This window comes from Dyadobacter sp. AC419 (assembly GCF_979253085.1).
In genome coordinates, this window is record NZ_CEEDCD010000022.1 from 181,717 (window position 1) to 205,328 (window position 23,612).

Sequence of the window (23,612 nt, forward strand, 5' to 3'; positions counted from 1 at the left end):
AATTACCAACCTGAATGAAACACTTTCTTTCCATTAACGACGTAAGCGACCTGAATCAGCTGATTTCAAATGGCATCGCCGCCAAGCGTAACCCATTTGCCGACATTGAGTTGGGTAAAAATAAAACCATCGGGCTGCTATTTTTCAATTCAAGTTTGAGAACAAGGATCAGCACGCAAAAAGCAGCGCAAAATCTTGGTCTTAATGTGATTACGATGAATGTTGGCCAGGATGGATGGGGTTTGGAAATGGAAGAAGGCGTGATCATGAATGGTGACAAAGCCGAGCACGTAAAGGAAGCGGCGGCTGTTATCGGCAGTTATTGCGACATTATCGGAATCCGGTCATTTGCGGGTTTGCAGGATCGGGAGAAGGATTATGCGGAAATCGTTTTTCAGCAATTCAAAAAATACGCTGAGGTTCCGATCATTAATCTGGAATCTGCTACAAGGCACCCGTTGCAGTCACTTGCAGATTGCATTACAATTGAAGAATTTAAGATAAAACAGCGCCCCAAGGTCGTTTTGACGTGGTTACCGCATTTCAAAGCATTGCCGCAGGCCGTTGCAAATTCCTTTTGCGAATGGATGAATCCGATGGATGTGGAGCTTGTTATCACGCATCCTGAGGGTTACGATCTTGCGCCTGAATTTGTTGGAAAAGGTCAGGTCATTTATGATCAGGATAAGGCTTTGGAAGGCGCGGATTTTGTTTATGGAAAGAACTGGTCGTCTTACCAGCATTATGGACAGGTTTTGACGAGCGATCCTTCCTGGATGATCACGGAAGCGAAAATGTCTTTGACCGATAATGGTAAATTCATGCATTGCCTGCCGTTACGCCGGAATATGAAAGTGGCAGACGAGGTTTTGGATGGGCCGAGATCACTTGTAATTGAACAGGCTGCCAATCGTGAATGGTCTGCGCAGGCAGCATTGCGTGAGGTTTTGCTAAATATTTGAACAAAAAAGAATGAATACGGAAACGCTGGCTCAGCCACATATTTCAACAACTTTCAGTTCGTAAAACGGGCGTTCTCATTGTGAACCTGGGAACACCGGACAGTCCGTCTGTTCCGGATGTGCGCAAATATCTGCGTGAGTTTCTGATGGACGAGCGTGTGATCGATATCCCCTATCTGAACCGCTGGATGCTGATTAACCTCATCATTGCACCATTCAGAGCGCCTAAATCGGCGAAGATTTACAAGCAACTTTGGAGACCTGACGGATCACCTTTGAAGATTTACGGTTATTCAGTCAAAGAAAAATTGCAGCGTGTGCTGGGCGATGATTATGTTGTTGAACTTGCCATGCGTTACCAAAGTCCGAGCATTGAAAATGGATTGAAAGAACTGAGAAAACAAACGCTTTCAGAAATCATCGTCGTTCCGTTTTTCCCGCAATACGCCTCTGCGTCAACAGGTTCTGTTTATAAAGAAGTGATGCGTGTCGTGCAGGATTGGGAAGTTTTGCCTGAAATCAAATTCATTAACCGCTTTCTGGACCATCCCAAATTCATCGAAGGTTTTGTAAATCTTGGTAAAAAATACATGGCGCAACAGCATTATGACCATGTTGTGTTCAGTTACCACGGACTTCCTGAGCGGCAGATCACAAAAGGCGATGTTACCGGAAATTTCTGCAAATTTGGCTCTTGCTGTGATCATTTAGATGCCCGAAACCAGCATTGCTATCGCGCTCAATGTTTCGAAACGACGCGTTTACTGGTAAAAGGATTGGGTTTAAAAGAAGGCACTTACACAACTTGCTTTCAATCAAGATTAGGAAAAAATCCTTGGATTAAGCCTTACACGGATGAAGTAATTCCGGAATTGACCAAAAAAGGCGTGAAAAGTGTGTTGGCGTTTTCTCCTGCATTCGTTGCCGATTGTTTGGAAACAGAAATTGAAGTTGGTGAAGAATATAAAGAGATCTTTGAAAAAGAAGGCGGCGTTCACTGGCAGTTGGTCGAAAGTTTGAACGACAGTGAAATCTGGATTGAGACGTTGGAAGACATTATAAAAAAAGCGGTTTAACAACCGCTTTTTGCTTTTATAAGATCACACTTTCCTTTTTATACAATTCCGCCAGGGTGTGGGCGGCGTAGTCAATGTCTTCTTCCGTATTATATTTTCCAAAAGAAAAACGAACATTCGCCCGGTTCTCATCGATTTTAAGCTCATTTAAGACGTGTGAGCCGATCTCCGTTCCACTTGCACAGGCACTTCCTCCCGAGACTGCTATGCCGGCGATATCCAGGTTAAACAGCAACATATCGCTAATATCCGAGGGCGGCAAGCTTACATTCAAAACTGTGTAAAGGCTTTTGTCTAAATCAGCTGAATTTCCATTAAATGTGATGCCTTCAATGCTGCTCGTCAATCTGTCGATCATGCGTAATTTCAGGCCTTCGATGTGAGTGCGATGTGCGTCCATGTCGCGGTAAGCAATTTCCAATGCTTTGGCTAAGCCTACAATTCCATAGATATTTTCCGTTCCGCCACGCATGTTACGTTCTTGCGCGCCTCCGTGTACGAAGGGTGCGATTTTAATTCCCGGACGCATATAAAGGAATCCAACACCTTTCGGACCATTGAATTTGTGCGCCGCGCCTACGATGAAGTTGGTTTTCAGCTTTTGCAGATCATGTTTATAGTGACCCATCGTTTGCACGGTGTCACTATGAAAAACGGCATTATATTTTTCGCAAATGTCGCCTACTGCTTCCAGATCCAGCAAATTCCCGATCTCATTGTTGCCGTGCATTAATGAAACCAGTGAGCGTGAATTGGACTGCAATAAAACTTCTAAATGTTCGAGATCAACTTCGCCTTTTTCATTGAGATTAACAAAACTCAACTGAATGTGACCCGACTTTTGAAGATGTTCGAGCGTGTGCAAAACTGCGTGATGCTCGATGCGGGAAGTGATGGCGTGTTTTAGACCAAGTGTTTCGATGCTTGATCTGATGGCTGTATTATCAGCTTCGGTGCCGCCGGATGTGAAGAATATTTCAGCAGGAGCGGCATTCAGGATTCCGGCGATTGTTTTTCTTGCTCTTTCGATGGACGACCGGACTGCCCGGCCGTACGAATGTATGGAAGAAGGGTTACCAAATTGCTCGGTCATAAGCGGCAACATCACTTCCAACACTTCCGGATCAAGACGCGTAGTCGCGGCGTTGTCCAAATAAACTTTCATTGTTGCCTGTTTTTTGGCTCAGAGATGATTTCCTTAATGTCCGAAATAATCTTATTCGCCAGATTGATTGCTGTAGTCTGCGTTTCTGATTCAGAATAAATACGGATAATCGGTTCTGTATTCGATTTGCGCAAATGCACCCATTCCCTGTCAAACTCAATCCGCACGCCGTCAATGGTGTTCAAAGGCTGTTTGGAATATCTTGTCTGAATGCGGCTTAGAATGTTATCAACATTAATATCCGGCGTCAGCTCAATCTTATTTTTTGAAATATAATAACCTGGATATGAGCGGCGCAGCACAGAAGCTGTTTTGCCAAATTTCGCCAAATGTGTTAAAAACAATGCGATTCCAACCAAAGCGTCGCGTCCGTAATGGCTTTCAGGATAAATAACCCCGCCATTGCCTTCACCGCCAATTACCGCCTGATTTTCTTTCATCATATTAACGACATTGACTTCGCCGACAGCGGATGCAAAATATTTTCCGCCGGCCTTAACCGTCACGTCGCGCAATGCAGCTGTGGACGAAAGATTGGAAACTGTGTTCCCAGGCGTGTTTTTCAACACATAATCCGCAACGGCAACCAATGTATATTCCTCACCGAACGGCGTTCCGTCTTCGCACATCAGCGCAAGACGATCCACATCCGGATCAACAACAATTCCTAAATTAAATGAGCCATCATTCAATGCTTTACTGATTTCACGCAAATGCTCAGGAAGCGGCTCGGGATTGTGCGCGAAATTGCCCGTAGGCTCGCAGTTCAATTTCTTTATATTTTTAGTGGAAACGCCTAATGCTTCAAGTAACATTGGAACGACGATTCCGCCCGTAGAATTAACCGCATCTACAACAATCCTGAAATTCGCATTTGTAATAGCCTCCACATCCACCAATGGCAATGCAAGGACTTGATCTATATGCTTTTGTAAATATGAATCATCTGCAACGTAGCTCCCCAGTTTTTTAACATCAACAAAAACGAAATCCTCTTCATCTGCGATTCTCAGCACTTCTGCGCCTTCCGCTTCCGAAATAAATTCCCCATTGTGATTCAGCAATTTCAGGGCGTTCCATTGAATCGGGTTATGGCTGGCCGTGAGAATGATCCCACCTGCTGCATTTTCAGCTGTAACGGCTATCTCAACAGTGGGTGTAGTGGAAAGTCCAAGATCTGTTACGTGAAGTCCTACTCCCTGCAATGTTCCGGCCACAAGGCGACTTACCATCTCACCCGAAAGACGTGCATCCCTGCCAATAATTACTTTTAAATTTTGTGGATTTGTCCGCCTCAACCAAGTTCCGTATGCCGCTGCAAATTTGACAACATCAATTGGAGTCAGCGCCTCTCCCGATTTCCCACCCACAATACCTCTGATTCCTGAGATAGATTTAATTAACGTCACGATCTAGAATTCCTCTTTTTGTTTGGTTGCAAAAATACTAAATTTCCCTCTCTACTGTCCGATTTTTCTTGAAACAAAAGTAACATTTGACTTAGCGTCCGGCTATGCTTCGAGTAACTGAATGTCTACATTGGTGGTTAGCAACGAGCTTGTAAAACCCAGAAACGAACCCATTACGGGCGCTAATTGATCAAAATCAGCAGAAGTTCCCATGCTGATATGGTTGTTAATCACCGCATTACCCTCTGTCGGATCAAAACCTCTCCAACCGGCGCCGGGAAGAAAAACCTCAGCCCATGCATGCAATTCATGGGCCTGCTGCGGATTTCCATATAAGTAACCGCTTACGAATCGAGCGGCTATTCCGAGGCTCCTGCATGCACCGATAAACAGCCTTGCAAACTCGCGACACGAGCCACTCCGGTCTCTTAATGTGTCATCCGGCGGATAGGCATTGCCATATTCACGGTGTTGATAAACGAAGTTTTTACTGATATATTGACTCATTTCGACCAAAAACGGAATCGTAGCATAGTTGACATGCGCGGCCAATTTCCTGGCAAACTGTTCCACCTGATTGGTCGCATCGGTTTTGTCCAGATATGGAATGAGATATTTGTAAATCCGATTGTCGTACAAAAAAGGAATCTTGCTCGCTTCAAACGGATAAAATACAAAGTCGAACACATTCACTGGATCTGAGCTCACCGACATTTCCGCTTCTACAAAAAGCCGCTGATATTGCTGATTATAGAAATAGATCAAATGCTGGACATTGCCTTCTACATCCACATTTTTGACAATTTTGGAAGGCTGCGGATCAATCGTGAGCTTATAATCAAGCAGTCGCTGATGCGGATATGACCTGGGATACAGATATAATGTATGCGTTTCAAGTCTAACCGGCGAGTTATACTGATAATCGAGCGAATGCCGCACTTTAAGCTTCATGGAGATTTTGCATTTAAATGCTTAATTCATCCACTGGCTTTTGAATTGCCCTGATGACTGGCTCTGCGACTGACTTTGGGAATGTCCCTGTGACTGACTTTGCGATTGCCCCGTTTCTAAACCAAAATACATATCAAATATTGCATTATCCACCTCATTATTTAAGGTCTGGAATCTGTCAAGATATTGATGCAAGCCCATTTTAAAGACGTCTTCCACGTCCGTAAATTCGAGTTCCGTGCGAATCTTGCTCAATGCACGTTCGGCTGGATTGGTGTGTCCGCGCTCCGGAATGGATCCCGCAATGGCGTAAAGGGAAAGCTCAGCTTGTCTTACGCAATATGCAATCGACCTTGGAAACAGTTTATCAAGGATTAGAAACGCCACAATGTTCATGGGCGTAAGCGCACGATGCGTCTGCCTGTACATATTATATGCGCTAACAGACTTCAAAACCGCAGTCCACAACATCAAATCGAGCGTTGAACCGGAAGGTCCGGAATCTTGCAGCAGCGTAAAATATTTCACGTCCAAAAAGCGCGAACATTTATCTGCACGCTCAATGTGCCTTCCCAGCCGGCCAAAATGCCACGCCTCATTCCGCGTAATGGAAGCATCCACTACGCCGTGAAAAAGCTGGCAGCTTTTACGGATTTCGGTGAAATAGGACTGCATATGGTCCATATTCCGGAAGTTATCCGGATTAGTGCTCTTAATGGAAAGGTAAAATGTATTGATACTCTCCCACATTTCCTTCGAAATCGTTTCCCGGATCGTCCGCGCATTTTCACGTGCTTCGTACAGACAACTAATGATCGAATTAGGGTTCCGTTTATCAAAAGTCATGAAATGGATCACGTCTTCCTTCGTCGGCTTTTCATAATATTTATAAAACAAATAATGATCAGCGGTCGCGATCAGAAGCGGTTCCCATTGCTCGTCCACGTCGGGCGGCAGATCCAATGCCAGATTAAAATTAACTCCCACAAACCGGGCGTAATTTTCTACCCGTTCTATGTAACGATTCATCCAGTAAATTGAATTGGCAACTCGACTAAGCATAAATTGAAAGTGTTGTCCTTAAATTGTTTAATCAGAATAATTATTAAGCGATCTTACCAAAATACCTAATAAAATTTTGCAAATACAAGCACCTACGAAAAGTAATATAAGTTCTCGAAAGAATGTTATTAGCGCAAATCAGGCACCGGGTTGCTGAAAAAAGCTGTAAATGACTAATTTTTGTAAATTAACACGTCATAAACTATAACCCTTGATTCCTGTGTCAAAAAAAGAACAATTTATAGCAGCCATTCAAAAATCTTATAAAACGGACAAGCCTGTCATACATTTAGGGTCTGCAATATTGGATGGTGAAATTATCGGTGAAGCAAGAGTTAATCTGCCATTGCGCATGATGAACCGCCACGGACTGGTGGCCGGCGCAACCGGATCGGGCAAGACGCGTACATTGCAAGTGCTTGCTGAACAACTTTCTGCGGCCGGTGTCCCCGTTTTTATGTCTGATATCAAAGGCGATTTATCCGGCATTGCACAGCCCGGACAAACCAATGCTGCCTTACAGGAACGTTCATTGGCGCTTGGAACCGTTTTCGAACCGAAAGGTTATCCCGTAGAACTTTATTCGCTAAGCGGACAAAAAGGCGCGCAGATGCGCGCGACCATTCTTGAATTCGGGCCGATATTGCTTTCCAAAATTTTTGAATTAAATGATACGCAATCTGGCGTTTTAGCAATCCTTTTTAAATACGCAGACGACAAAGATCTGCCAATGGTGGATTTGAATGACCTGAAAAAAGTACTTAACTATCTTTCGGAAGGCCCGGGAGCAGCAGAAATAAAGGCCGATTACGGCAGCATTTCAACTTCGACTGCGGGCACAATTTTGCGTAAAATCGTTGCATTGGAGCAGCAGGGCGTTGGGACTATTTTCGGTGAGAAATCTTTTGACATTACCGATCTCATCAACCGTGTTGACGGCCAGGGCGTGATCAGTCTGCTCAATATTTCAGACGTTCAGGATAAGCCTGCATTGTTCTCCACATTCATGCTTAGCCTGCTTGCTGAGCTTTACACAAAATTGCCGGAAGCCGGCGATCTGGATAAACCTAAGCTCGTTTTCTTCCTGGATGAAGCACATTTGCTTTTCAAAGATGCGCCAAAGGCATTTCTGGACCAGATTGAGCAGGTTGTCAGACTGATCCGTTCCAAAGGCGTCGGGATTTTCTTTTGCACACAAATGGCTCAGGACGTGCCAGTATCCGTGCTTTCACAATTGGGAAATCGTGTGCAGCACGTGCTGAGAGCATTCACTCCTCAGGATGCAGATGCTTTGAAACAGACGGTTAAGACTTACCCGAGATCAGAGTTTTACGCCATTGATCAAATCCTGACCACCTTAGGGATCGGACAGGCATTAATCACCGTTTTGAACGAAAAAGGAATTCCCACGGAAGTGGCGGCCACGCATTTACTTCCTCCCAATTCGGTGATGGGCCCGATGGTGCAGGCGGATTATGATAATCACGTGCGGCAATCGGATGTTTACATGAAATATAAGGACCCGATGGATCCGGAAAGTGCTTATGAAATTCTTACCAAACGCATGGAAGCGCACGCGCAGGTTGAAGCCAAAGCGCAGGAAGAAGTGGCGGAAGTGAAGAAGGGAAAAGAAGAAAAAGGCATGTTCTCGGAAGTGCTGGCTTCTCCGCTCGCCAAGCAGATTGGCCGCGAAGTGGTCAGGGGCGTTTTTGGGATGCTTTTTGGTAAAAAAACATCCACTACAAGAAAAAAAACCGGCGGCGGCTTGTTCGGATTTTAGTCCGTCAGCTTCACACTGATTTTCTGTCCCGCATCGTTGAGCTCAAAAGCACAATCATCGAATGTCGGGGCAGAAAACTTTGGCCGGAAATTCTTGCTGAAACCATATGGCTCCTTTGGAATTCCGATGAAATTCTTGTCTAGCTCATCGTTATTATTCAAATCGTGGTAAACAGCCAGGGCATAGCGACCCGGAGCGAGATCGAACTGCACATTTTGAGGTGCGGCTGCTTTTACTTCAATGATTTTAGTAATGGACGGCTTTTCTTTCCCGCCAAACTTTTCACCAGGCTTGTAAACTGCAATCCAAAGCTTCCCTTTGGCCTTTTTTACATTTGTAAACTCCACTTCCAGCGTCATCGCCGGCTCTGCGTTCCATAGCATCAGAGCGCCCAATATCAATGCATACATATTCCCTATTTTTCAGTTTCCCATCCTATAACGCATCGTTGTTGTGATAACTTGTGCAAATTGTCGACCACGTCAAGCTTCGTTTTAGCATTATCAAAAGCATCGCGGTAATTTTCTTTCAGCTCCCGACGCTTGATCGCTTCTAAAAACCTTCTTGCATCATCTTCACTTTCCAATAAGAGCTCCGGAACCACAGTCGGCTTGTCATCGTCTCCTTTCGCGACCATTGTCACGTAAGAAGTGTTCGTATGCCGCTGTGAACCATTCCGGACATTTTCTGCTATCACCCTTATCCCGATCACCAGTGACGTGCGGCCCACATAATTGACCGACGCATGCAGCGACACAAGATCTCCAACTTCCACGGGCGCTAAAAAATCCACGCCATCGACCGAAACCGTCACGCAATATGTTCCGGCGTGCCGTGCTGCACAAGCATAAGCGACTTTATCAATTAATGATAACAGGATGCCTCCGTGAATTTTCCCACCGAAATTGGCGTAGGACGGGATCATTAATTCGGTGAGGGTGGTTTGGGAAAATTTAACGGAGCGCGGTTCCATGAGTAAATAGAATGATTGCTTATTGTTTCAAAAAAATGGTTTTACCTGATTTCGCAGATGCTTTGGCCGTTTCCAATATTTCCACGACCGTAACATTGACGGGCAATCCGTAAAGATCATTTTTTTCCAATTTCAAACGGCCTTGAATTACATCAGCCAAAACTGAGAACGGATCTGTAAATGGTGCCGGACGAGGGTCTAATTTGATCGTTTCTTCGGGTGTTTTTTCGTCAAGCCGCTGCCTTACAACGGTTGGATTTACCGCAACAGCATAACCTTTATTACCGAACACTTCCATGTCTTTTCTGGCAAACGACCAGTTCCAGGAGCCTTGAATGATGCATTGTGCTTTGGGATATTGCAAAATTATGGACGCTTCATCATCCACTTCTTTGTAAATATCGGGCTTATTCTGGTGCGTAACGGCTGTTACAGAAAGTGGGCGCTCGCCTTTCAGCAACCACGTCATCAGGTTAGCTCCATAGCAACCAAAATCGACCAAAGCGCCCGCTCCATTCTTTACAGGATCATTCAGAATTTCAAGGAATTCCTTACTCACGCCAATCTCTTTCGGGCCCTGATGCCCGTCGTTAACCATTACTTTCCTGATTTCACCAAGCTTGCCTTTCTCCACGAGGTCGCGCACATACTGATTGCTCGCATACCAGGAGGTTTCGTAATTCGTAAGCACTTGAACGCCATTCTGTTCTGCCAACTTTTGAATTTCCTTCGCATCGGCAAAAGTTGTAGCCAGAGGCTTTTCCACCATAACGTGGATTTTCCTGGGCGCACATGCACGCACGATCACGATATGTTCATTTATTGCCCCAAAAGCGGAAACGGCTTCTGGCTTCGCCTCGTCAAGCATTTTGTTCAAATCCGAGAAAAACAGCTTTTTGTCGAGCTTATATCTGCTGGAAAACTCAGCGACGAGCGAGGGATTTGTTTCATAAATTCCAACCAGCTCGATATCCTTCTTATCCGAACGATTGAAAATCCAGCCGACGTGACCGTGGGTAAGGCCGGCAACTGCCACACGAACAGGTTTTTGTGCCATAGTTTGTATGCTTAAAAAGCCAATTAATACAAGCAGCAGTGTTTTCATATTTTCGGTTGTTTAGGATAATTTATCAATAATGTCTTTGATCACTTCCTGTAAATAAGCGCCGTTGTAGGGGCCATACCAGCTCATTGTTTTGGTTTCATACAGGTCTCTGTCAAAATGCTTGTCGTGCGTAATGTAGCCAATGTAGCCGCCGTTAAAGCTGGTTACCAGCAAGTTGAGCCCTTTTGTTTTGGCATAAGCATCCAGTCCGGCTACAAGTTCGCCCGAAAAATCGCACGGCATGCCCACCATCAGCATATTGCCGATCCTTAATGCTTTTACAAAAACAGGATAGTCGCCGAAAGCCTTTTTAAACGCCCATGGGCGCAGGTTAATGTTCATGGTCAGCCGCGGCGTGGGCTCGCGCAACGGCAACGGAATGGTGATGGCCTGCAACATGGCGCCTTTCGAAACTTCTTTCACTGCTGAATCGGAAAGCAATGCACGCTGCACGCCGTATGCCTGGTTTTTTAACTCATCAAAATCATCAGAACCTTTCTCGATAGGACCCATGCTGCCCACTGCGCCAGCCATATACATGGCAAAGTCATATCTTCCTTTTTCCAAAGAATCCACCAAAATGCCCGGATAATCTCGTGACAAAACAATGTTCGACGAATTCAGAATGGTTGAATGTGCCGCATAGGAGCTCAAAATGGCCTTATGCCCGGTTCTTGTGACAAATGCGGCAGATCGGATCTCGGGATCAATGCTCCCCTCCTCGCCTACCAGCCGGTTGCGGATATCAACGCTGTCAATGGATTCCATGTAAGTCATTTCCACAGGTTCGAGCTTGGCTTTTGCCTGGACAATTGCCTGAAAAATGGCATCAGCAATGTTTTCTACAGTTTCAGGATTATATTTTCCCGAAAAAAACAAAGAAGAAATGCCAGTCCCCCAACCGCCCACACTGTTATGGCTATGTGTAGCGCCGAAATAAACCTGATCAAAAGGAATTTCCTTTTCTGTAAGCCGCGATTGAAGCAATTTGATAACCGTAGGGGGGACAATAAGCAGGTCGCAAGCGACGATCGCCGCTTTGGTAACGCCATTGTCAATCACCAATGCGCGTACATAAACGGAGTCATGCACGGCCGTGTATAATTTCCCCTTTCGCTTTCCATAACCGGCTGTCGGAGTGGGAGATGCGGGTGTAATATTCACTTTTGACCAGCCTGCCTGCAACTGTGCTGGTGCCCCGGAAGTCTCTTTTTTAACCGTGCTGATCAACTTTTTCCATTGCGCGTAATAAGGCATTTGCTTATAAGGCGTCTTGTCCATGGTGGTGATCATTGTAGCGATTACAAGCACCAGAAGCAGCAAAATGGCTCCGATTGTACGCAGGAATATTCGAAGAAATCTCATTAAAACTAACTTTATGGGAGGTGATAATGCTAACATGCAAAGGAACAAACCTCGGTTTTATCCTCATTATAAAAAGCCCGACGCTCCATTCATGGCTGCTGTCGGGCTTTAAACCGGAAAACCGGATGGAAATTAATATGTTCAAGACTGCTTAACCAATTGAATGTTCGCGATCAGCTTCACGTCTTCGCCAATCACCAAACCGCCTGAATCGGTCAATTGCATATAATTGAGGCCGAATTCCTGTCGGCTGATCCTGCCTTCCACTTCAAAACCAATTCGGACATTTCCCTGTGCGTCGCGCTCGCTTCCGCCGTATTCCGCATCGAGCTCGATGGGTTTGGTAATGCCTTTTAATGTCAGCAAACCCGAAAGTTTGTAATTATCACCTTTTACTTTATGAAAATAATTGGATTGGAAGGTGATATGCGGAAATTGTTCGGCATCAAAGAAGTCAGCAGACCGCAAATGCGCATCTCGCACTTCTATGTTTGTATCAATACTATTTACGTCCAGAGAGAAGTGAATCTCCGCATTCTCGAAGTTATTCAGATCAGAGGTTGCGCCTCCTTCAAAATTATTGAACGAACCTGTGATCGTTGATATAACCAAATGTTTGATTTTAAACTGCACTTCTGAATGGGCTGGGTCTACGATCCATTTTGTAACTGACATAGGCGATATATTTTAGATTCTGCAAAAAGTGGCCGTTCCGGTGGCCCTAAAATTAATATTCTTGCATTACAAACGTCCATTAAAATGTTTTAATTCAGAGGCTATTGTATGTTTTGACCAAAATAATGGCACGTAATTTTTAACTAACTCGTTGTCATAACATTCACCAAATAAATAAATCGACTCATACATGAAAATGAAGGGAAGAAGCATATTCACGTATGACGTGTATGCACCCACCACAGTAACGACCATGTTACGCCCTCGCCGCCAGGAAGGCCAGTCTATCATTCAGGAAGGCTTTAACATTGAGCCATCCGTTCCATTTTCAGAATACATTGATATATACGGAAATCCCTGCCAGCGCACCATTTTGCCGGTAGGAAAAGTGACCATTACAACGGAAGTGCAGGCGCAGGTCAATGCGACCAAAGCCATTCCAAATCCACCGCCATCCTATATACTGGTGGGTGATTTGCCGGATGATGTCATGCATTACATTCTGCCAAGCCGTTACTGCGAGTCTGATTTGCATGAGATCAATATGCTTGCTATGAACATTGCAGGCAACCTTACGCCCGGCTATGCGCAGGTGGAGGCGATCCGGACGTGGATCCATCAGAACATTAAATATCAATACGGCGTAACGGATTCCAGCACAACGGCATTGGACGTTGCGCGCAACCGAATAGGCGTTTGCCGCGACTTTACACATTTGGCCATTGCATTATGCCGCAACCTTTGCATTCCGGCTCGGATGACAGTGGGTTATCTTGACAGGCTGAAAGTAATGGACCTGCACGCCTGGTTTGACGTTTACATCGGCAACGAATGGTATACATTTGACGCCGTTCAGGAAAAAACGGATGGTTACCGGATTGAAATCGCGCACGGAAGAGATGCTGCGGACGTGGCCATGGTGACGCAATATGGCAATGCAACATTGCAGTCGTTGCATGTAGAAGCTGAACTTTTGGAGCCAGAACCGGCTAATTAGCCTGAAAAGGCTGATTGATAAAAAAAGAACCTTCCAGATATGAAAACTGGAGGGTCTTTTGGTTTTAAATAACGCCGAGTTCTTTTCCTACTTTGGTGAAAGCAGCAACGGCTTTCTCTAAATGTTCCTGCTCGTGGCCTGCGGAGATTTGAACCCGGATTCGAGCCTTGCCCTGTGGCACCACCGGATAAAAGAAGCCGATCACGTAAATTCCTTCGTCCAGCAATTTTGCTGCGAATTCCTGCGCAAGTTTCGCTTCGTAAAGCATTATGGGCACAATCGGGTGTTCGCCAGGCAAAATATCAAATCCTGCCTCGGTCATTGCTTTGCGGAAATAGGCTGTGTTTTTTTCCAGCTTATCGCGCAATAAAGTGGATGATGACAGCAGATCAAGCACTTTAATGGATGCGCCTACAATGGATGGAGCCAGTGTATTCGAGAATAAATAAGGCCGTGAGCGCTGGCGCAATATTTCGACAATTTCCTTTTTTGCAGCCGTAAAACCGCCGGATGCACCGCCTAATGCTTTCCCATAAGTGCCGGTGATAATGTCAATGCGGCCCATTACATTGCGGAATTCGTGTGAACCACGACCTGTTTTTCCCATAAAGCCGGTTGCGTGGCATTCATCGATCATCACCATTGCATTATAGGCGTCGGCCAGATCGCAGATTTTATCCAGCTGGGCAATGGTGCCGTCCATTGAAAATACGCCGTCGGTTACAATGAGAATCCGGCGACTTCCGGCTGCATCTTTCAGCTGTTGTTCCAAATCGGCCATATCGTTGTGCTTGTAACGAAAACGCTTCGCTTTACACAACCTGATTCCGTCTATTAATGATGCGTGATTCAGCTCATCAGAGATAATCGCGTCTTTTTCATTTAGTAATGGCTCAAAAACGCCTCCGTTTGCATCAAAAGCAGCAGCATATAAAATGCAGTCTTCCATTCCCAGAAAGGCAGCTGTTTTACTTTCCAGTTCTTTGTGAATGTCCTGTGTTCCGCAAATAAAACGAACCGATGACATACCAAATCCATGCGTGTTAATGGCCTCAATCCCAGCTGCAATTACGTCAGGATGGGACGATAATCCGAGGTAATTATTAGCGCAAAAATTAAGCACGTTTTTACCGTCCGTGGCAATGTTTGCGGATTGCGGCGTGGTAATTACGCGCTCTGTTTTATATAAGCCTGCTGCCTTAATGGCTTCTAATTCTTCGCGAAGTTCTTCCTGGATACTAACATTCATAAGCTTTCGATTTTAATATTGATAAAGTGTAACGCTTTTTAGCTTTTCACTGACTGATATTTCTTCTTCAATGCACCGATCATTTCCTCTGTCATCTTGTCCAGCGAGTAAGCCGGACGCCAGCCCCAATCCTTTCTGGCCTGTGCATCGTCAATCTGCTGCGGCCACGAATCTGCAATTTCCTGTCTGAAATCGGGCTTGTAGGTGATCTTGAAATCGGGAATGAATTTACGGATGCTGGTTGCAACTTCTTCCGGCGAAAAGCTGATTCCTGCCAGATTATAACTCGTTCGAACCGTGATTTTATCACTTGGAGCTTCCATTAAGCGGACTGTCGCGTCCATGGCGTCACTGATGTAGATCATCGGAAGCGTTGTATCGGCTTTCAAAAAACATTCAAATGGCTCTCCTTTTACAGCTTTATGGTAAATGTCGACTGCATAGTCGGTCGTTCCGCCGCCGGGCATGGACTGGTAACCAATGATGCCCGGATAACGCAATGAGCGGATATCCAAGCCATATCTTTTGAAATAATAATTTGACCAATTCTCCCCTGCCGCCTTGCTGATTCCGTAAACCGTTGCCGGATCCAGATAAGACCATTGTTCGGCTTGCGTGTCCACATGATCCCCAAAAACGGCGATCGAGCTGGGGTAAAAAACTTTTGAAACCTGATTTTCACGCGCCGCTTCCAGCACATTAAAATAGGTTTGCATGTTGATATGCCACGTTTTCAGCGGCTCCTGCTCCCCTTTTGCTGAAAGGATCGCGGCGAGATGATAAATCTGTGTGACCTTATATTTTTTTACCAAAGCTGCCAGAGCATTGGCATCTGTGGCGTCCAGTTTTTCAAAAAGGCCGGTTTCGTGATCAGGCAAACGAATGTCCGATGCCACCACCTGACCAACGCCATATATTTCTCTCAAATATTCGACAAGAACAGATCCGATCTGCCCGTTTGCCCCTATCACCAATATGCATTCTGATTTCATGACGCGCTCGTTTTTGTAAAGCATTAATCACTTGCAATTTCCCGCATTTGGATAATATTTTCAATATTTACGCCGATTGGCAGGAAATGTTCCTGCACTATGCTAATTTCCCAGTATACATTACTTTCTAACTGAATTTGTAACAGCCCTTACAGTAAATATTATTGCCTCATGGAACAGTTGGACAAAATTGATACCAAAATCCTGCGCATTCTGCAAAAGGACGCTAAGAAAACGACGAAAGAAATCGCTACAATGCTTAACCTCACCGTGTCACCGATTTACGAGCGGATCAGGCGACTGGAAAGCCTGGGTTATATTAAGCAATATGTGGCGATTCTGGATAAGAAGCTCATTAACAGACAAGTTACGACGATCTGCCAGGTTTCAATGCGTTATCACAATGAAGCATTCATCGAAAAGTTTGAGCAGGAAATCCAGAATTTAGAGGAAGTGCAGGAATGTTATCATATGGCGGGGCAGGTTGATTTTTTGCTAAAAATCAATGTCGCCAGCCTCGACGATTATCATGATTTTGTCAAATACAAGCTTTCCAAGATCGACAACATTGGCGTGCTCAACAGCACTTTCGTTCTGAAAGAGATCAAGCACACATCCGAATTTTATATCTGATCAAAGACTGCTTTTACCCACAGAAAACAAAAGTGTTTTGCTTCCCGAAACTCCGGATGGCGTAATGCCCTGAATAACAACCTGATAATTGCCGGTTTGGTCGGAAGTGTAAAAATCAAGCTTGGCTTTACCGGATGCGTCGGTTGTAATGTTCGGAGACCAGTGCAGCAGATTACGAAAATCGGGGATTCTGCTCTCAGCATTGCCATTATCATATCGCGGTGCATAAAATTCGCGCTCCGCCTGGACGCCTTCGTACGGCAAAACGGTCACTTTTGAATCGAGCTCGTAACCGGCCAGATCACCGCGGTAACTGAGGAAACTGACGATTCCTGTGAATGTCATGGGCCCAAGAAAATAGCGGGAACTGAGCACTTCGATTTTCTTGACTTTCAATGGATCCAGCTCCATAAATTTATCGGTGTTGAAAATCGGAATGCCGTCGAGCAAGACGAGCGGATCCGTTTGATAAAATGTGTTGGGAAGCAGTTTATCGATCATCCGAAAATGAAATTCCTTTTGTCTTTTTCTCACGATCACACCACGCACATATTCTCGCAAAACCTCTTCCATAGTCGGGAAACGCGTAAAATCATCGAGAAAATACTTTTCATCAGGCACGCCGAAAAATGCGATGGAGTCCGTTAATGTAGGTGCTTTCTGAACCGCAACGGCGGGCATGAACACATTGGCAGTCTGCATATTGATGGCGCGGGTCAACAGCGAATTTTCCCAGGTTTTACTGAACGTAAATGGCGGGATCGGCTTAACGGCAAATTGCTTGGAAAACGGACTGGCAATTTCGAAGCGATAAACTGTGTCCTGGTTCAGGTTGGTCTGCAATGTGATTTCTTTTGGGCCAACGAACTTCCTGACTTCGTACATTACATTTCCCTGCTGATCGCTTTGTGACACATATAAGCGCGCCTGCACGTCCAGCGGTGCCAGGTAAGTATCGATTCCTTTTCCAGGCGTTCCGTCAATTTTGTTAATGACCTTGCCATTGATAAAATGTCCGTCGTATTCCGGAAGAAACTCAAATGGCTTGACCTGACTTACGAACACATTTTCCCATTTAAAACGGCGCCAGCCGTGCGTCAGCATCAGGTTATCCAGCTGCCGGTCTGTTTCCGGGTTAATGTTTGTAAAATAATATTCAGGAGATTCCACATTGCCTTTCAGATCGGACGAAAGCCATAAATAACTTGAAATGTCCGCGGCTGACTGCGCTTGAATGGAATCAGCAAGATAAATGGCGACAGACATGTTGGCCAGATCAGTTGCATTTGGAACCGCCGCAGAAATGTCCATAGTCGCCTTTTCACGTGTTACAAAAGACTTTTTAATGGTCGCTTCAATCGCAAGCTCCTTGGTTGGGCGCTTGAAATAAAGCCTTTCACAAATGGGTTTCAATTTTTCATTGAAGATCGTAATGTGCGAAATGCCCTCGCCCAGTTGGGACTTATCAAGCACAAACACTGCCTTTTTACTTTTCAGATATTTCCGGTCTGCAACCGAATTGAGCTGCCGCGTATGGCTCATTAAATAAACCGGAACGGGCTCATCGCTCACGACTTCACCGGTGACCGTGATTTTTAACAGGTTATTGGTTGAATCCTTTAATTGCATTGCATAACCTTGCTCCTCGGTTTTTGGCAAAGAAAAAGTGTAGGACTGCCCTTTCGCGTCTTTAATAACCGCCTTGTATTCCTTGCCCGACTCTGGCTTTATCGTAAAAAAGCCAATGCCATTTTTTTCAGGCTGAAACTTTTGAATGGTGTCATTTTGCGCGTCAATGATGGCTCCGGCGAAACCAATTCCGTTTCCGTCTTTTCCAATGGCGCGGAATGCAACTTTACTTTCAATGTTTTTGACCAGATAACCCCCTTCCGGAAAGAATTGCACGTCATATTTCTCAGGCTCCTTTGCCAAGCGGTCGGGATCGAAGCGAACGAAGGGATTAACGATCGAAATGGACGACTCGAAATAATATTCGGGACTGAAATTCTTCATCCAGTTCGTGTAACAGCGCACTTTATACTTTCCGCTGCCAATCGTGGACGGAATGAGCAACGACCCATTTCCTTTTCCTTCTGCCATTGAAAATTTTGTCTGAACCAATGCATTGTTATCTGCGTCCAGCACTTCCAGATACGCGACTTTGCTTAAATCCAGGAACTGATGCGAGGCAGCATTGAGGTTATAGGCTTTGAACCAAATCGTTTCGCCAATCAAATACATGGGGCGATCCAAATGAACGTACATCTTTTCCTGAACAGCCCTTTCCGCATATAATCCGAAGCGCTGCTGAATCGATTTTACCATAGCATCATCCTGTCCATAACCGGAAAAACCGGCACAGAGCATCAGACAGCAAATAATTAAAGCCCTTGGTTTCATAAAATTTTTATCATCAATGAAATATCATTTCCAAAATGCCGGCCGCTTTGTTGTCCCGCCCTGCACACGGCAATCTGCGCAGAGTTCGGAGGAACTGAGGATCCAGTTGACGCCTTTTGCGTCTAGAAAGCCATTAAGCAAGAGGCCATAAGACTCTAATGCTTCTTTTGGCGTGAGCGTATCCGGTGCATTGCAAACAGGATATCGTCCAAGCAATGGCGAAAGAAATATCCGCTGCTTTTCTTCCGTTGAAGCGCTGAAATAGCCAAAAACAAGTTCTTTTGCATCGGCCACATTCCGGATATTGCCTGTAACCTGTGAAGGCTGCGGATCAAAAAGACTTCCCGTTGCCTGCGTCGTTTTGGCCAGATCGGTCCAGTATTCAAATGCTTCCTGCGACAATGCATATTGCCTTACCAGAATACTGTATTTGAAAAAAAGCTTGTTGGTCGAAATGTCAATCACATTAATCGGCAAGTCCTTGATCACATCCTGATTCAGCTTAATGGTCGAGCCAAGCTTAATGTCCTTCGATTCCAGCGTGGTCCAGCATGTGTTAATATCGTCTCTTCTTGCAATGATGGTTTCTCTGTCGGCATCGCGCTCCAGTCCGGAGAAAAAGGCCGATTTATACTCATATGTTTCTTCAAACCGCCAGCGATAAAACCTCGTATTATTGCTCGGATCATGCGTATTGACATAAATCAGCATTGCGTCCCTGTTCCGGTCGAGCTTGTAAGTGAGGCTGTCGATCGGCGGTGTTTTGCTCACAGCAACGTAACCAGACATATATTCCCGGCCATTGGACCGTTTGATACGCAAGCGATATTTGGTTGACATATTGAAGTTAACAGGCGGCAAAAAATATTCGCCACGTGTGCCTTCTTCAAAATTGTACGTTTCCCCACTTTCAGACTCGGCCACAATCGCCGCATTTCCTTCTGTAATGGCAATGTTTTCGGCATTCGTATTTTGGGTGTTTCTTAATATGATCTTACTCGTATCGCCACCCACATTCAGGAATCCGTCCACGACCAAAAAACTTTCCGGGTTGTTCACTTCGGGCGGATCAAACGGTTCGATACAACTATAAACCACCCAAACAGGCGCCAGCAAAAGCATTGCATACAAGTATTTCTTCATGTGATGCTTTTGTTAAAATCTGAAATTGTATGTGATCGTGGGAATCGGCTGTCCGAAAATCGAGAGCTGATAACCATTTACCCTGCCGCCCACGGTCTGGAAATAAACCGAAGTCGGATTTTTTCTTCCCAAGACATTATAAACTGCCAGCGTCCACGAACTATGCGCCAGTTTTTTGATCCTGTGATTGCCCTCAATGTTCAGCGAAAGGTCCGTGCGATAATAATCCGGGATCCGGAACTGGTTCCTGTCCGCATAATACACACGTTGCGCGCCGTCGATAATGTATTTCCCGATTGGCGGCGTGTAAGGCCGACCGGTGCTGTAAGTAAAGTTAAATGATAAACTAAGCCGGTGCGAAAAGCGGTAATTCGAAATCATCGTGAAATCGTGCGGCTTATCGTAATTGCTTGGATAAAAATTACCGTCATTAGGCGCATCAGGCGATTCGCGGTCAATGGCCCTGAGCAATGTGCGCGCATAAGTGTAACCGATCCAGCCATTCAGTTTGCCTGTCATTTTCTTGATCATGAACTCAATTCCGTATGCTTTGGCTTTCGTATTCAGCACGGCTGCTTCAATATTGTGGTTCATTATAAGTGAGTCGCCGCCTTTGTAATCGAGGAAGTTCTGAATGTTTTTGTAATAACCTTCCAACGAAACCTCCACCTTGTTGCCTCTGAAATTGCGATATAAGCCAACCGAAATCTGGTCGCCGATCTGTGGCTTAATGTAATTGTCGCTGAGCTTCCAAATGTCCGTCGGTGAAACAGTCATGGTGTTGGTTAGCAAGTGAATATACTGGCGCAATGTGTTGTAACTCACTTTCAATGACAGGTTATCAAACACGCTGTAACGCACCGATGCACGATATTCCGGGCCACCATAAGATTTGATTTTCTTACCCGAACCGTATTCTTTTACCCCATTCTGATAAATGTATTCGATGGGCAGGCCGGGCACATAGGTGTTCACATTTCTTGGCCCAAGATATTGGTAAAATGAGTAGCGAATGCCTGCCGTAATGGATAAACGCGGGCTAACTTCAAACTTATCCTCAATGTACAATGCGCTTTCCGAAGCTTGTTCAGGTTCGAGCTCGTCAGGGATAATCAGCGATTCGGGACCTTTCGGCTGGAATGAACCCGGGCGCAGTTTGTAATAAATGGTGCTCAAACCGAAATCCAATGTATGTTTTGGATGCAGCACGTAACTCAGGTCGGCTTTGAAATTGGATTGGTTAATGTCAAATTTCAAATCAAACGAGTTAAGCGGCAAGCCCGCAGCTCCCATCGAATATTGATATTTGGTGTGCGCCGCAGTGAAAACACTGTAAAGCCTGTTGTTGAATGTATGCTTCCATTTCAGCGAACCGAGCTGGTTTTGATATGTGTAAAGTGTGTCGCCGTACAAACGGAAGCGGTCGTCGCTGATGTAGCCGGTCAAAAACAAGCTGTTTTTCTCATTAATCTCGTGGCTGATGTGCAGGTTAACATCATAAAATGACGCTGAGCTTTTGTTATAATTCTCATTGTCCAATGTTTTGATCAGCCAGCTCGAATAAGTGGAACGACCTCCAAGCAAAAAGGACGTTTTGTCTTTTACCAAAGGCCCTTCCAATGTAAGCCTTCCGGTTATCAAGCCAATCCCGCCGGAAGCGACGAACTTTTTCTTATTGCCGTCCCGGCTGTTAATGTCAAGCACAGAAGCCAATCTTCCGCCGAATTTAGCTGGAATAGTGCTTTTATAAAGTTCTACATCTTTTAAAACATCCGGATTGAATGCCGAGAAAAAGCCAAAAAGGTGGGATGGATTATAGATAACGGCATCATTATATTGAATTAAATTCTGATCCGTCGAACCGCCGCGCACATTCAATCCCGTGCTGTTTTCACCCACGGATTTTATGCCCGGCAATGTAAGCACAGTCCGCAGAAGATCGGTTTCGCCAAATACGGTCGGCACTTGTTTCAGGTTTTTAATGGTTAGCTTAACCGTTCCCATCTGCGTGCCGACAACGTTTTTATCCATGCCTGCTTTCACCGAAACTTCCTTCAAAGCGATGACACTTTCCCGCATTTCCACATCCAGCTTGCCGTCGGAATAAAGCATAACCTGGCGCTGCGTTTCCCGCATTCCCGTGCTTTTGAACCTTACAATCTGCTTACCGCGGGGAATCGTGAGCGCATACAAGCCCAGTGCATCCGTAGTGACGCCAATGGAGGGCGAAGTGATGAAAACCGCGGCGCCGATAACCGGCTCGCCCGTTATGGCATTTCTTACATAACCTGTAATGGTCGAATTTCCGGGCGTTATGCGGTGCTTTTTAATCCCTATTTCGTGGAGCTTACTTTCAGCTGTGGAAAGAAGTTTTTCCTTTGCATCATCTTCCGGACCGGCATAGGCAATGGTGCCGTTATCGCCTGCAAGATCGGGTTCAAAGAGGTTTGGAGTGAGCTGGGTAATTATTCTTTGTCCCTGCGTAATGTAAATTCTCTTTTGTGCATCAATGGCGTATTCAAATTCGGAGCCTTTGAAAACCTGATCCAGCACTTCGCGGATGGTGAGATCCTGCACATTCAGATCGAGCGTAAGGCTGTCAAAACGGGAAGCGTCGTAATAAAAATAGTAGCCGGTCTGGCTTTCCACTTGCTTGACAAAATCGCCAAACCTGGCAGAATCCAGGCGCATGGTCAGCTTTTTCTCGGGCGCATTTTGAGCGTAAGTTTTCCCGGAAAATAGCAGCAGACAGAATAAAAGAAGGGGTAAAAATATTTTCATAGCTTGGCTAGTTTGTCATAAGCTTCAACCATTTTAACAATGGCCACTTCTTTATTTTTCCGGAATTTGATCCGTTCGTCTTTCAGCACTTTCCGCAGCTCACGCTTGTATTCGGGGAATAAATTGAACGCTGATTTCTTGCTGCTGACATTGTAATATTGATCGCCTTTTTTAACGAAATAGGTGTTTTTTTGAGGAAAAAGCGCAATTACACGCTTATCGACGATCTTTTCCTGACGTTGCTTAATCCGGCGAACGATTGTCCTGGACTTACCATTATAGATCAAATCATAAAAGCCGGTTCGCATTCGCGGATTAATGTCCTTTCCTGCCTCCTGCCTTACAAAAGTGTGGTTATCCACATAGAAATAATCGATTTTTTCTGATTGAAGCAACAAATGGTCGCCATTGAAATGCTTGATGATCAGCTCATCTTTGAAAATGTCGTAAAGCATGGGAATGCTGTCAAAGCGCTGGTCGTCGTACACGAGCACGCCATTGTGCCATTTCCGGAATTCATAAAACTGATGTTCTTCTGACCTGTTGTCGTAAACGTAATACTGGCGCCCGTTATACAGGTTCTGCGATTGGCTTGTTGCCTCCTTATATGCAGCAACCGCGGATGCAATTTCCTTATTTCGGTCGTTTGCAGCCACTATTTGCCCAAAAGACCTGAAATTGAGAAAATAAAGTGCAAAAAATAGCAATAGTAAAAATGCGCATGCAGTGCGAAGTTTTTTTTGGTAAATATATGATTACGGAGCTATTGCAGTAGGGGCTATGTATTTAAAGAAGTGAACATTAGTTACATACTTCATTTCCCTAACATTTAATTTGTTACAATATAGTTTATTGAAACATAACAAGTTTTAAATATAAATATTCTTCTCATCC

20 protein-coding genes are annotated in these 23,612 nt (G+C 45.0%); 5 read left to right on the plus strand and 15 right to left on the minus strand.

Annotation, left to right across the window (positions count from 1 at the left end):
- Window positions 1-14: 14 nt before the first annotated feature.
- Both AC0IYG_RS19665 and hemH read left to right on the plus strand, forming a co-directional pair.
- Window positions 15-962 carry an N-acetylornithine carbamoyltransferase gene (locus AC0IYG_RS19665; protein ID WP_471712787.1) on the plus strand — a complete coding sequence of 316 codons (948 nt, stop codon included), beginning with the start codon at window positions 15-17 and terminating at the stop codon, window positions 960-962.
- A gap of 14 nt (window positions 963-976) precedes the next feature.
- Complete coding sequence (hemH, locus tag AC0IYG_RS19670; protein WP_471712886.1) at window positions 977-2,038, plus strand: ferrochelatase; 1,062 nt, start codon at window positions 977-979, stop codon at window positions 2,036-2,038.
- Between the two features lie 16 nt (window positions 2,039-2,054).
- Here the strand turns inward: hemH and AC0IYG_RS19675 are convergent, their stop codons facing one another.
- The 4 genes from AC0IYG_RS19675 to AC0IYG_RS19690 all read right to left on the minus strand — a co-directional run bounded on the left by AC0IYG_RS19675 (window position 2,055) and on the right by AC0IYG_RS19690 (window position 6,625).
- Window positions 2,055-3,203: a cysteine desulfurase family protein gene (locus tag AC0IYG_RS19675; RefSeq protein WP_471712788.1), complete on the minus strand. Its 1,149-nt coding sequence runs from the start codon at window positions 3,201-3,203 to the stop codon at window positions 2,055-2,057.
- A complete protein-coding gene (gene glmM, locus AC0IYG_RS19680) occupies window positions 3,200-4,612 on the minus strand; it encodes a phosphoglucosamine mutase (protein WP_471712789.1) in 1,413 nt (470 codons plus the stop codon). Before glmM ends, AC0IYG_RS19675 begins: the two co-directional genes overlap by 4 nt.
- Window positions 4,613-4,714: 102 nt before the next feature.
- Window positions 4,715-5,563: a transglutaminase family protein gene (locus tag AC0IYG_RS19685; RefSeq protein WP_471712790.1), complete on the minus strand. Its 849-nt coding sequence runs from the start codon at window positions 5,561-5,563 to the stop codon at window positions 4,715-4,717.
- Window positions 5,564-5,584: 21 nt separating this feature from the next.
- Window positions 5,585-6,625, minus strand: a complete 1,041-nt coding sequence (locus AC0IYG_RS19690; RefSeq protein WP_471712791.1) for an alpha-E domain-containing protein — start codon at window positions 6,623-6,625, stop codon at window positions 5,585-5,587.
- A 220-nt stretch (window positions 6,626-6,845) separates the two neighbouring features.
- Here AC0IYG_RS19690 and AC0IYG_RS19695 point away from each other — a divergent pair, with 220 nt between their 5' ends.
- Window positions 6,846-8,405 carry a helicase HerA-like domain-containing protein gene (locus tag AC0IYG_RS19695; protein WP_471712792.1) on the plus strand — a complete coding sequence of 520 codons (1,560 nt, stop codon included), beginning with the start codon at window positions 6,846-6,848 and terminating at the stop codon, window positions 8,403-8,405.
- On the opposite strand, the gene AC0IYG_RS19700 is transcribed toward AC0IYG_RS19695, so the two are convergent.
- The 5 genes from AC0IYG_RS19700 to AC0IYG_RS19720 all read right to left on the minus strand — a co-directional run bounded on the left by AC0IYG_RS19700 (window position 8,402) and on the right by AC0IYG_RS19720 (window position 12,523).
- Window positions 8,402-8,815 (minus strand): DUF2141 domain-containing protein, encoded by a 414-nt coding sequence (locus AC0IYG_RS19700; protein WP_471712793.1) that lies wholly within the window; start codon window positions 8,813-8,815, stop codon window positions 8,402-8,404. The two genes, AC0IYG_RS19695 and AC0IYG_RS19700, sit on opposite strands and share 4 nt — an antisense overlap.
- A 5-nt stretch (window positions 8,816-8,820) precedes the next feature.
- Complete coding sequence (locus AC0IYG_RS19705) at window positions 8,821-9,378, minus strand: acyl-CoA thioesterase (RefSeq protein ID WP_471712794.1); 558 nt, start codon at window positions 9,376-9,378, stop codon at window positions 8,821-8,823.
- 19 nt (window positions 9,379-9,397) lie between these two features.
- On the minus strand, window positions 9,398-10,435 hold the full coding sequence (locus AC0IYG_RS19710; RefSeq protein ID WP_471712795.1) for a Gfo/Idh/MocA family protein: 1,038 nt from the start codon (window positions 10,433-10,435) through the stop codon (window positions 9,398-9,400).
- Window positions 10,436-10,495: 60 nt separating this feature from the next.
- Entirely contained in the window at window positions 10,496-11,848 is a 1,353-nt protein-coding gene (locus AC0IYG_RS19715; RefSeq protein ID WP_471712796.1) for a neutral/alkaline non-lysosomal ceramidase N-terminal domain-containing protein, read from the minus strand.
- A gap of 141 nt (window positions 11,849-11,989) precedes the next feature.
- Complete coding sequence (locus AC0IYG_RS19720; RefSeq protein ID WP_471712797.1) at window positions 11,990-12,523, minus strand: YceI family protein; 534 nt, start codon at window positions 12,521-12,523, stop codon at window positions 11,990-11,992.
- Window positions 12,524-12,719: 196 nt separating this feature from the next.
- On the opposite strand from AC0IYG_RS19720, the gene AC0IYG_RS19725 reads away from it, so the two are divergent.
- Complete coding sequence (locus tag AC0IYG_RS19725) at window positions 12,720-13,520, plus strand: transglutaminase-like domain-containing protein (RefSeq protein WP_471712798.1); 801 nt, start codon at window positions 12,720-12,722, stop codon at window positions 13,518-13,520.
- A gap of 64 nt (window positions 13,521-13,584) precedes the next feature.
- Here AC0IYG_RS19725 and kbl read toward each other — a convergent pair whose 3' ends face one another.
- The gene (gene kbl, locus AC0IYG_RS19730) at window positions 13,585-14,769 is read right to left on the minus strand and encodes a glycine C-acetyltransferase (RefSeq protein WP_471712799.1); all 1,185 of its coding nucleotides are present in this window, start codon (window positions 14,767-14,769) and stop codon (window positions 13,585-13,587) included.
- A 38-nt stretch (window positions 14,770-14,807) separates the two neighbouring features.
- On the minus strand, window positions 14,808-15,761 hold the full coding sequence (locus AC0IYG_RS19735) for an NAD-dependent epimerase/dehydratase family protein (RefSeq protein ID WP_471712800.1): 954 nt from the start codon (window positions 15,759-15,761) through the stop codon (window positions 14,808-14,810).
- A gap of 171 nt (window positions 15,762-15,932) precedes the next feature.
- Here AC0IYG_RS19735 and AC0IYG_RS19740 point away from each other — a divergent pair, with 171 nt between their 5' ends.
- The gene (locus AC0IYG_RS19740; protein WP_471712801.1) at window positions 15,933-16,394 is read left to right on the plus strand and encodes an Lrp/AsnC family transcriptional regulator; all 462 of its coding nucleotides are present in this window, start codon (window positions 15,933-15,935) and stop codon (window positions 16,392-16,394) included.
- Here the strand turns inward: AC0IYG_RS19740 and AC0IYG_RS19745 are convergent, their stop codons facing one another.
- The 4 genes from AC0IYG_RS19745 to AC0IYG_RS19760 are packed head-to-tail and all read right to left on the minus strand — an operon-like array spanning window position 16,395 to window position 23,374.
- On the minus strand, window positions 16,395-18,761 hold the full coding sequence (locus tag AC0IYG_RS19745) for a hypothetical protein (protein ID WP_471712802.1): 2,367 nt from the start codon (window positions 18,759-18,761) through the stop codon (window positions 16,395-16,397). It abuts the gene before it with no gap.
- Between the two features lie 57 nt (window positions 18,762-18,818).
- Window positions 18,819-19,937, minus strand: coding sequence for a DUF4249 domain-containing protein (locus AC0IYG_RS19750; protein WP_471712803.1), 1,119 nt, complete (start codon window positions 19,935-19,937; stop codon window positions 18,819-18,821).
- 12 nt (window positions 19,938-19,949) lie between these two features.
- Entirely contained in the window at window positions 19,950-22,718 is a 2,769-nt protein-coding gene (locus AC0IYG_RS19755; protein WP_471712804.1) for a TonB-dependent receptor domain-containing protein, read from the minus strand.
- Window positions 22,715-23,374, minus strand: coding sequence for a hypothetical protein (locus AC0IYG_RS19760; RefSeq protein WP_471712805.1), 660 nt, complete (start codon window positions 23,372-23,374; stop codon window positions 22,715-22,717). The genes AC0IYG_RS19755 and AC0IYG_RS19760 overlap by 4 nt, the downstream gene beginning before the upstream one ends.
- Window positions 23,375-23,612: the final 238 nt, after the last annotated feature.